The sequence below is a fragment of the Streptomyces sp. NPDC037410 genome (assembly GCF_055602235.1).
In genome coordinates this window covers 77,959-86,702 of the sequence record NZ_JBVJWR010000025.1, presented here as the reverse complement: position 1 = coordinate 86,702, position 8,744 = coordinate 77,959, and the positions used below count along the sequence as shown (strand labels likewise).

The following is an 8,744-nucleotide window of genomic DNA, read 5'->3' as shown; positions in this document are numbered from 1 at the left end:
CTTTTTGGGTTGGGGGGGGGGGGGGGGGCGCGGTGGGGGGGGGGGGGGGGAGGGTGGGGGGAGGGGGGGGGGGGAAGGTGGGGGGGGCCCGGGGGCGCGCCCCCCCCCCCGGGCCCCTTTCGCGTACCCCTACTTCGTGTAGATCGCCTCGATCTCGTCCGCGAAGTCCTTCGCCACCACGTTCCGCTTCAGCTTCAGCGACGGCGTGATGTGGCCCGCCTCCTCGGTGAACTGGGCCGGAAGGATGCGGAACTTGCGGACCGACTCCGCCTTCGACACCGCCGCGTTGCCGTCGTCGATCGCCCGCTGGACCTCGGCGATCAGCTCCGCGTCGTCCCGCAGGGACGCAGCCGTCGAACCGGCCGGCTTGCCGTGCTCGCTCGCCCAGCGGCCCAGGAACTCCTCGTCGATCGTGACCAGCGCGCCCACGAACGGACGCCCGTCGCCGACCACCATGCACTCCGCGACCAGCGCGTGCGCCCGGATCCGGTCCTCGATGACCGCCGGGGCGACGTTCTTGCCGCCCGCCGTCACCAGGATCTCCTTCTTGCGGCCGGTGATCGCGAGGTAGCCGTCCTCGTCGAGCGTGCCGATGTCACCCGTGTGGAACCAGCCGTCCGCCAGCGCCTCGGCCGTCGCCGCCGGGTTGTTCCAGTACTCCGTGAAGATGTGCTCGCCGTGCAGCAGCACCTCGCCGTCGTCGGCGATCCGCACCACCGAGCCCGGCAGCGGCTGGCCGACCGTGCCGATCTTCTGCCGGTCCCACGGGTTGAACGCGGTCGCGGCGCACGACTCCGTCAGGCCGTAGCCCTCCAGGACCGTGAAGCCGATGCCCCGGAAGAAGTGGCCGAGCCGCTCGCCCAGCGGCGCGCCGCCCGAGATCGCGTACTCGCCGCGGCCGCCGAGCACCGCCCGCAGCTTGCTGAAGACCAGCTTGTCGAAGACCTTGTGCTTCAGCTTGAGGCCGAAGGGCGGGCCCTGCGGGGTGCCGAGCGCCCGGCTGTACGCGATGGCCGTGTGCGCGGCCTTGTCGAAGATCTTGCCCTTGCCGTCGGCCTGCGCCTTGGCCCGCGCCGAGTTGTAGACCTTCTCGAAGACGCGCGGCACGCCCAGGATCAGCGTCGGGCGGAACGAGGCCAGCTCGTCGGTGAGGTTCTTGATGTCCGGGACGCAGCCGAGCCGGATCGGCGCCATCACCGAAGCGACCTCGACCAGCCGCCCGAAGACGTGCGCGGCCGGCAGGAACAGCAGCACCGAGCACTCGCCCGTACGGAAGAGGGGCTTGAGCCGCTCCACCACGTTGCCGCACTCGGCGAAGAAGGCCCGGTGGGTCAGGACGCACCCCTTGGGGCGGCCCGTCGTGCCCGAGGTGTAGACGATCGTCGCCGGGTCGTCCGCGTTCGCCGCCGACATGCGGGCGTCGAGCAGCTCGTCGGAGACGTCCGCGCCGGTGGCCGTGAGCCGCGCGACCGCGTCGTCCTCGATCTGCCAGATGCCCTTGAGCTCCGGGAGCCGGTCGCGCACGGACTCCACCGCGGCCTGGTGGGCGGCGCTCTCGGCCAGCACCAGGGTCGCGCCCGAGTCGCCGAGGATCCACTGGATCTGCTCCGGCGAGCTCGTCTCGTACACCGGCACGGTCACCGCGCCCGCGCTCCAGATCGCGAAGTCGAGGAGCACCCACTCGTAGCGCGTACGGGAGAGCAGCGCGACCCGGTCGCCCGGCTCGACGCCCGAGGCGATCAGACCCTTGGCGACCCCGCGGACCTCGGCGAGGAACTGCGTGGCGGTGACGTCCGTCCAGACGCCGTCGACCTTGCGCCCCATCACGGCGACGTCTGGGTGCTGGGAGGCGTTGCGGCGGATGAGATCCGTCAGGTTGCCGTCCGTGGGGACCTCGTACAGGGCCGGAAGGCTGAACTCGCGCAAGACTGCTGCTCCTCATCGGGCGCCGGCGCCACGGCTCTGTGTGATGCACCGGTGAAGTCCATGATCGGGCAGGTGCTCAGTGGGGGTGAGCACGACTGGTGGACTGCCCGGACGTTACTCGCCAGTACACGGTTCCCGGTAGGGGGTCCCGGACAGATGTTCCGTGCGTCACATATGCGTGACCATGCTCTGCGCACAGTAATCCACCGGTTTCACGACTCCCAAGTAACCGCAGGTGACACCCCCTAAGGTGGGCACATGCGAGTCCATGTGGTCAGTGACGTGCACGGCAACGCCGGCGACCTCGCCAAGGCCGGAGAGGGCGCCGACGCCCTCATATGCCTCGGTGACCTGGTCCTCTTCCTCGACTACGCCGACCACAGCCGGGGGATCTTCCCCGACCTCTTCGGCACCGAGAACGCCGACCGGCTCGTCGAACTGCGCACCGCCCGCCGCTTCGACGAGGCCCGCGACCTGGGCCGCAGCCTCTGGGCCGGGCTCGACATCGACCGCGACACCGCCATCGAGGCCGCCGTCCGCCGCCAGTACGCCGAACTCTTCGCCGCCTTCCCCACCCCCACCTACGCCACCTACGGCAACGTCGACATCCCCCGGCTCTGGGCCGACTTCGCCGGACCGGGGACGACCGTCCTCGACGGACAGCGGATCGAGCTCGGCGGCCTGGTCTTCGGCTTCGTCGGCGGCGGCCTGCAGACCCCCATGCGCACGCCGTACGAGATCCCCGACGAGGAGTACGCCGCCAAGGTCGAGGCCCTCGGCGACGTCGACGTCCTCTGCTCCCACATCCCGCCGGACGTCGCCGACCTCACCTACGACACCGTCGCCCGCCGCTTCGAGCGCGGCAGCCGGGCCCTCCTCGACGCCATCCACCGCGTCCGGCCCCGGTACGCCCTCTTCGGCCACGTCCACCAGCCGCTCGCCCACCGGATGCGCATCGGCGCGACCGAGTGCGTGAACGTCGGACACTTCGCCTCGACCGGCAGGCCCTTCGCCCTGGAGTGGTGACGGCGCGGGCTCGGGGGCGCGATAGCCTTCCGTCGGCACGTCTGTGCCCTTTTGTTTCCGCCTTTACTTCCGCCGGACCGCACAGTGGAGGAGCCACCGCGATGGCCGAACACACCAGCTCGAGCATCACCATCGAGGCGGCGCCGACCGACGTCATGAGCGTGATCGCCGACTTCGCCCGCTACCCCGAGTGGACCGGCGAGGTGAAGGAGGCCCAGGTCCTGGAGACCGACGACGCCGGACGCGCCTCGAAGGTCCGGCTCCTCCTCGACGCGGGCGCCATCAAGGACGACCACACCCTGGCGTACACCTGGACCGGATCCGACGAGGTCAGCTGGACCCTGGTCAAGTCCCAGATGCTCCGCTCCCTCGACGGCTCCTACCTCCTCAAGTCCCTCGGCGGCGACCGCACGGAGGTCACCTACCAGCTGACCGTGGACGTCAAGATCCCCATGCTCGGCATGATCAAGCGCAAGGCGGAGAAGGTCATCATCGACCGCGCGCTCGACGGCCTGAAGAAGCGGGTCGAATCGGGCGCGTAAGGCTCCGCCCGGGCCCCCGACTGGGGCCCGGTAACGTTCGGGCCCATGCGGATCATCCTTGTCACCGGTCCCGGCGGCGCCGGGCGCACCACCCTCGCCGCCGGCACCGCGCTCGCCGAGGCGCGGGCCGGGCGCCGGGTGCTGCTCGTCTCCGAGGACGCGGAGCCCGCGGAAGGGCTCCGGATCCTGCGCCCGCGGCCCGGCGCCGACTTCCGGCGGGAGTTCCTCGCCCTCCAGGCCCGCTCCTCCGCCGCCCTCGACCTCCTCGGTGCCGCGCCCTTCGAGGACGCCGAGCTGACCGAGCTCCCCGGCAGCCGCCCCTTCGCCCTGCTGCGCGCCCTGCGCGACGCGGCCGAGGGCGACCACGAGCTCGCCGTCGTCGACCTGCCCCCGCTCGACGAGGCCCTCGCCCTGCTCGCCCTCCCCGGGCAGCTCCGCCGCTACCTGCGCCGGCTCCTGCCCCCGGAGCGCCAGGCCGCCCGCGCCCTGCGCCCGATGCTCGCCCAGCTCGCCGGCGTCCCGATGCCCGCGCAGTGGCTGTACGAGACGACCGCCCGCTGGGAGGCCGAGCTCGCCGCCGTCCAGGCCGTCGTCGAGGCCGCCACCACCACCGTCCGCCTCGTCGTCGAACCCGGCCCCGCCGCCGCCCGCGCCCTGCGCACCGCCCGGCTGGGTCTCGCCGTCCAGCGCCTCGCCCTCGACGCCGTCGTCGCGAACCGGATCCTCCCCGCCGGCTCCGAGGACCCCTGGCTGGCCGGGCTCACCGCCGAACAGCACCGGCACCTCGCCGAGCTCCGTACCGAGGGCGCCGGCGAGCTGTACGAGCTCCCGCACCTCGGCCGGGCCCCGCGCGGGGCCGAGGACCTCGTCCTCCTCGCGTCCCCCCGGCCCGCGAAGACCGGCCCCGTACCGGAGTGGGCCGTCGAGGACCGGCGCGAGGAGGACGGCGTCCTCGTCTGGCACATCCCCCTGCCGGGCGCCGTCAAGGAGGAGCTGTCGCTCGTCCGCCGCGGCGACGAACTGCTCCTGACCGTCGGCGCGTTCCGCCGCGGCGTCCCGCTCCCGGGCGCCCTGCGCCGCTGCACCGTCACCGGCGCCGGGCTCGTCGACTGGGACCTCCGGGTGCGCTTCACCCCCGACCCCGGGCTCTGGCCCCGCACCCCCTGAAGCGGCGTGTACCGTCGAAGTACGCAGCCACTGAGGAGTACGCCATGAGCGATTCGGACGCCTGGGCCAAGGCCTGTGCCGAGGACCTGGAGGCGGAGAAGGCCCGCCGCCGGGCGCAGCGCGCGACCGAGCCCGGCTCGCCCGCGGAGGAGTTCCGCAGGCTCTTCGAGGCCGTGGCCGACAAGGTCTCCGGCGGCCTCGGGGCCCCGCTCCTCGGCGGCCAGGCCGCGCAGACCGCCGCGCAGACTGTGCAGCAGCTCGTCAACCAGGCGAAGGCCGTCGTCGAGCCCGTCATCGAGCGCAACCCGCAGGTCTTCGACCACCTCGCCGCCGCCGGCAGCGAGCTCCTCGCCGCCTACCGCTCCGCCGTCGAGGGCCACGAGAGCCGCTGGACCCGCGGCGGCGCCGTCCCCGAGGACGACGACCCGCGCCGGGACGCGGACCCGGACGTGCCGCCCCGCAAGGACGACCGCAAGGACGACGAGGGGCCCGGAACCGGCCAGCACATCGACCTGGACTGATCGGCGGGCCATCTCCCCTCGGGTACGGTTGGCCTTAGCGGGGCTCGACCGAAAACTGAGGGACACATGGGACTCACCATCGGCGTCGACATCGGCGGCACGAAGATCGCGGCCGGCGTGGTCGACGAGGAGGGCAACATCCTCGACACCCACACCGTGCCCACCCCGCCGACCCCCGAGGGCATCGTCGACGCCATCTGCGCCGCGGTCTCCGAGGCGGGCAAGGGGTACCAGATCGAGGCCGTCGGCATCGGAGCCGCGGGCTACGTCGACGACAAGCGTGCCACCGTCCTCTTCGCGCCGAACATCGACTGGCGGCACGAGCCGCTGAAGGACAAGGTCGAGCAGCGGGTCGGCCTGCCGGTCGTCGTCGAGAACGACGCCAACGCCGCGGCCTGGGGCGAGTACCGCTTCGGCGCCGGCCAGGGCCACGAGGACGTCATCTGCATCACCCTCGGCACCGGCCTCGGCGGCGGCATCATCATCGGCAACAAGCTGCGCCGCGGACGCTTCGGCGTGGCCGCCGAGTTCGGCCACATCCGGGTCGTCCCGGACGGTCTGCTGTGCGGATGCGGCAGCCAGGGCTGCTGGGAGCAGTACGCCTCCGGGCGTGCGCTCGTCCGGTACGCCAAGCAGCGCGCCAACGCCACCCCGGAGCGTGCGGAGATCCTCCTCGGCCTCGGCGACGGCACCCCGCAGGGCATCGAGGGCAAGCACGTCAGCCAGGCCGCCCGGGCGGGCGACCCGGTGGCCGTCGACTCCTTCCGCGAGCTGGCCCGCTGGGCAGGCGCCGGTCTCGCCGACCTGGCCTCGCTCTTCGACCCCTCGGCGTTCATCGTCGGCGGCGGCGTCTCGGACGAGGGCGACCTCGTCCTCGACCCGATCCGCAAGTCCTTCCGCCGCTGGCTGATCGGCGGCCAGTGGCGCCCGCACGCGCAGGTCCTCGCGGCCCAGCTCGGCAACAAGGCCGGCCTGGTCGGCGCCGCGGACCTCGCCCGCCAGGGCTGAACACGGCACGGAGCCATACGACGACCGCCCGCCGCGTCCTCTCGGACCCGGCGGGCGGTCGTCGTATGTTGGCCGTCATGGCGATCAGTGAGCTGCCCAACTCCCGCACCGAGAGCGACGGTTCGGCCGTCCTCCGGGTTCTGAGCTACAACGTCCGCTCGATGCGCGACGACGAGGACGCCCTCGCCCGGGTGATCCGCGCCTGCGCCCCGGACCTCGTCTTCGTCCAGGAGGCGCCCCGCTTCTTCCGCTGGCGCAAACACGCCGCCCGGCTCGCCGCCAAGAGCGAGCTCGTCATCCTGAGCGGGGGCGCCACCGCGGCCGGGCCGCTGCTGCTCTGCTCCCTGCGGGCCACCGTGGAGCGGACCGAGGACGTCCTGCTGCCCCTCACCCCGGGCCTGCACCGGCGCGGCCTCGCGACCGCCGTCGTCCGCTTCGCCGGGGCCAGGCTCGGCGTGGTCAGCTGCCATCTGAGCCTGCGGAAGGACGAGCGGTACGCCCAGGCCGGGATGGTCCTCGACCGGGTCGCCGCCCTCGGCACCCCGCACGCCCTCGTCGCCGGCGACCTGAACGAGCGCCCCGGAGGCCCCGCCTTCACCCGCCTCACGAGGGAGCTCCGGGACGGCTGGGCGGTCAGCCCCTGGGGCGGCGAGCACACCTCGACGCCCGGCGACCCGCACCAGCGCATCGACGCGATCCTGGCGACCCCGGGCATCGAGTTCCTCGGCTGCGGAGTCCCGACGGACCTCGACCCGGCCGACCTGCGGGCCGCCACGGACCACCTCCCGGTCCTCGCGGCGGTCCGGGTGCCGGCCGCGCCCTGACGGCGGCCGGAGGCCGGCGCAGCCGTCCGAAGCCCGGGAGGCGCCCCGGCGCCGAGCGGTGCGAGGGCGGCGTCGGGAGGAGGAGCCCACCTCCCGGTCCTCGCGGCGGTCCGGGTGCCGGCCGGCTGAGGCCTGCTACACGACCGCCCCGCGGCCCGGGTCGTCGAAGCCGTCGTCATCGTCGTCGTCGTGCTTCATGCGGGCCACCAGCGTCGCGAAGCCGCCCAGGAAGCCGCCCACGCAGAGGGTCGTCAGCCACCAGGTCATGTCCCACTGGAGCAGGACGGCGACCAGCATGAGGACCGGGCCGCCGACGACCGCGAGCCAGGCGAACTTGGTCGTGGTGTCCGCCTCGGGCAGCGGCGGCGGCTCCGGCGGGACGAAGTGGCCCTCGTCGGCGCCGCCCGCCGCGTCGTCCGGCTCGGCCGGCGCGTAGTCCCGGGGGCCGCCGACCCGCACGCCGGGCGCGAAGACGATCGAGCTGCCGAGCGCGGGCCGCTCGGGGCCCGCCTCCGGGTCCTCTTCCGCGTCCGCGTCGGCCTCGGGCTCCACCGGCTTCGGCCTCGGCTTCCAGGCCGTGCCCTTCACCGGCCGGACCTCCTGGACGGGCCCGTCCTCGTCGTCCTCGGGCTCGGGCAGCGGCAGGTTCTCGACGGGCCGGAACGGCCTCGTCCCCGGCGGGTCCGCGGGCTCCTCGCCGTACCCGGCGACGATCGCGGCCCAGGCCGCCTCCTCGTCGATGGGCTGCGGCTCCCGCCCGTCGCCGTCCTGCTGCTCAGCCACCGCTCCTGCTTCCCTTCCCGTCGACCAGATCCGGGGCCAGACGCTCGACGAAGGCCAGGCTCTCGTCGAAGATCCGCTCCGCATCATGGTCCAACGTCGCCACGTGGTAGCTCTGTTCCAGCAGTATCTCCTTGACGTCCGTCGAGGAGATCCGGGACAGGATCCGGGCCGAGTCGACGGGCGGCACGACGTGGTCCTGGGGGCTGTGGAGCAGTACCACCGGCTGGGTGACCTGCGGGAGCTGGGCGTCCACCGTCTGGAAGAGGCGGCGCATGGTGTGCGCGCCGTGCAGCGGCACCCGGTCGTAGCCGACCTCGGTCGCGCCCTCCTTGGCGATGTCGCTGGCGATGCCCTTCGTGGAGGGGACCAGGTGCCGGAGGACGGGCAGCGCGTACGCGGCGGGGCCGTGCACCTTGTTCGCCGGGTTGACCAGGACGATGCCCCGTATCGCGTCGCCGTGCTGGGCGGCGAGACGCAGCGTGAGGGCCCCGCCCATGGAGAGGCCGAAGACGAAGACGGTCCGGCACCGGTCCAGGAGCTCGCGCAGGGCGCGGTCCACCTCCGCGTACCAGTCGTGCCAGGTGGTGAGCTGCATGTCCTGCCAGCGGGTGCCGTGGCCCGGCAGCAGCGGCACCGACACCGACAGGCCGCGCTCGGCCAGGTACTCGGCCCACGGGCGCATCGACTGCGGGGTACCGGTGAATCCGTGACAGAGAAGGACGCCGGCCTCTCCGCCTTCATGGCGGTACGGCTCGGCTCCGGGAAGGACCGGCACCGGGGTCTCCTGTTCGGTTGCGACTCCGGCGTCTGCGGGTGCGCCGGAGCGACGGGAAATGGGGAAGGACCTTCACGGTACGCGACCGGACCGACACCGACCAGGGCCGTAGCGGGGGCCGTGTGCCGGTAGGGGATAAAGTCGTGGCGACGGCACACGGAAGGCATGGCGA

The 8,744-nt window shown here is 73.2% G+C and carries 9 protein-coding genes; 6 read left to right on the top strand and 3 right to left on the bottom strand.

Going from position 1 to position 8,744, the window contains the following annotated elements:
• Nucleotides 1-129 precede the first annotated feature (129 nt).
• Nucleotides 130-1,926 carry an AMP-dependent synthetase/ligase gene (locus ACZ7HT_RS31785; RefSeq protein ID WP_471172158.1) on the bottom strand — a complete coding sequence of 599 codons (1,797 nt, stop codon included), beginning with the start codon at nucleotides 1,924-1,926 and terminating at the stop codon, nucleotides 130-132.
• Between the two features lie 258 nt (nucleotides 1,927-2,184).
• Here ACZ7HT_RS31785 and ACZ7HT_RS31780 point away from each other — a divergent pair, with 258 nt between their 5' ends.
• From ACZ7HT_RS31780 to ACZ7HT_RS31755, 6 genes are all read left to right on the top strand, one after another.
• The gene (locus ACZ7HT_RS31780; RefSeq protein WP_471172154.1) at nucleotides 2,185-2,952 is read left to right on the top strand and encodes a metallophosphoesterase family protein; all 768 of its coding nucleotides are present in this window, start codon (nucleotides 2,185-2,187) and stop codon (nucleotides 2,950-2,952) included.
• Nucleotides 2,953-3,053: 101 nt separating this feature from the next.
• Nucleotides 3,054-3,494, top strand: a complete 441-nt coding sequence (locus ACZ7HT_RS31775) for an SRPBCC family protein (RefSeq protein ID WP_116161428.1) — start codon at nucleotides 3,054-3,056, stop codon at nucleotides 3,492-3,494.
• 45 nt (nucleotides 3,495-3,539) lie between these two features.
• Nucleotides 3,540-4,661, top strand: coding sequence for an ArsA family ATPase (locus tag ACZ7HT_RS31770; protein WP_471172151.1), 1,122 nt, complete (start codon nucleotides 3,540-3,542; stop codon nucleotides 4,659-4,661).
• A gap of 44 nt (nucleotides 4,662-4,705) precedes the next feature.
• On the top strand, nucleotides 4,706-5,182 hold the full coding sequence (locus ACZ7HT_RS31765; protein WP_471172149.1) for a DUF5304 domain-containing protein: 477 nt from the start codon (nucleotides 4,706-4,708) through the stop codon (nucleotides 5,180-5,182).
• Nucleotides 5,183-5,248: 66 nt separating this feature from the next.
• Nucleotides 5,249-6,190, top strand: coding sequence for an ROK family glucokinase (locus ACZ7HT_RS31760; protein WP_471172145.1), 942 nt, complete (start codon nucleotides 5,249-5,251; stop codon nucleotides 6,188-6,190).
• A gap of 77 nt (nucleotides 6,191-6,267) precedes the next feature.
• Entirely contained in the window at nucleotides 6,268-7,014 is a 747-nt protein-coding gene (locus ACZ7HT_RS31755; RefSeq protein ID WP_471172143.1) for an endonuclease/exonuclease/phosphatase family protein, read from the top strand.
• Nucleotides 7,015-7,149: 135 nt separating this feature from the next.
• On the opposite strand, the gene ACZ7HT_RS31750 is transcribed toward ACZ7HT_RS31755, so the two are convergent.
• Together ACZ7HT_RS31750 and ACZ7HT_RS31745 are read right to left on the bottom strand one after the other, a co-directional pair.
• Nucleotides 7,150-7,797, bottom strand: coding sequence for a hypothetical protein (locus ACZ7HT_RS31750; protein WP_471172141.1), 648 nt, complete (start codon nucleotides 7,795-7,797; stop codon nucleotides 7,150-7,152).
• The gene (locus ACZ7HT_RS31745; protein WP_471172136.1) at nucleotides 7,790-8,572 is read right to left on the bottom strand and encodes an alpha/beta hydrolase; all 783 of its coding nucleotides are present in this window, start codon (nucleotides 8,570-8,572) and stop codon (nucleotides 7,790-7,792) included. Before ACZ7HT_RS31745 ends, ACZ7HT_RS31750 begins: the two co-directional genes overlap by 8 nt.
• Nucleotides 8,573-8,744 lie beyond the last annotated feature (172 nt).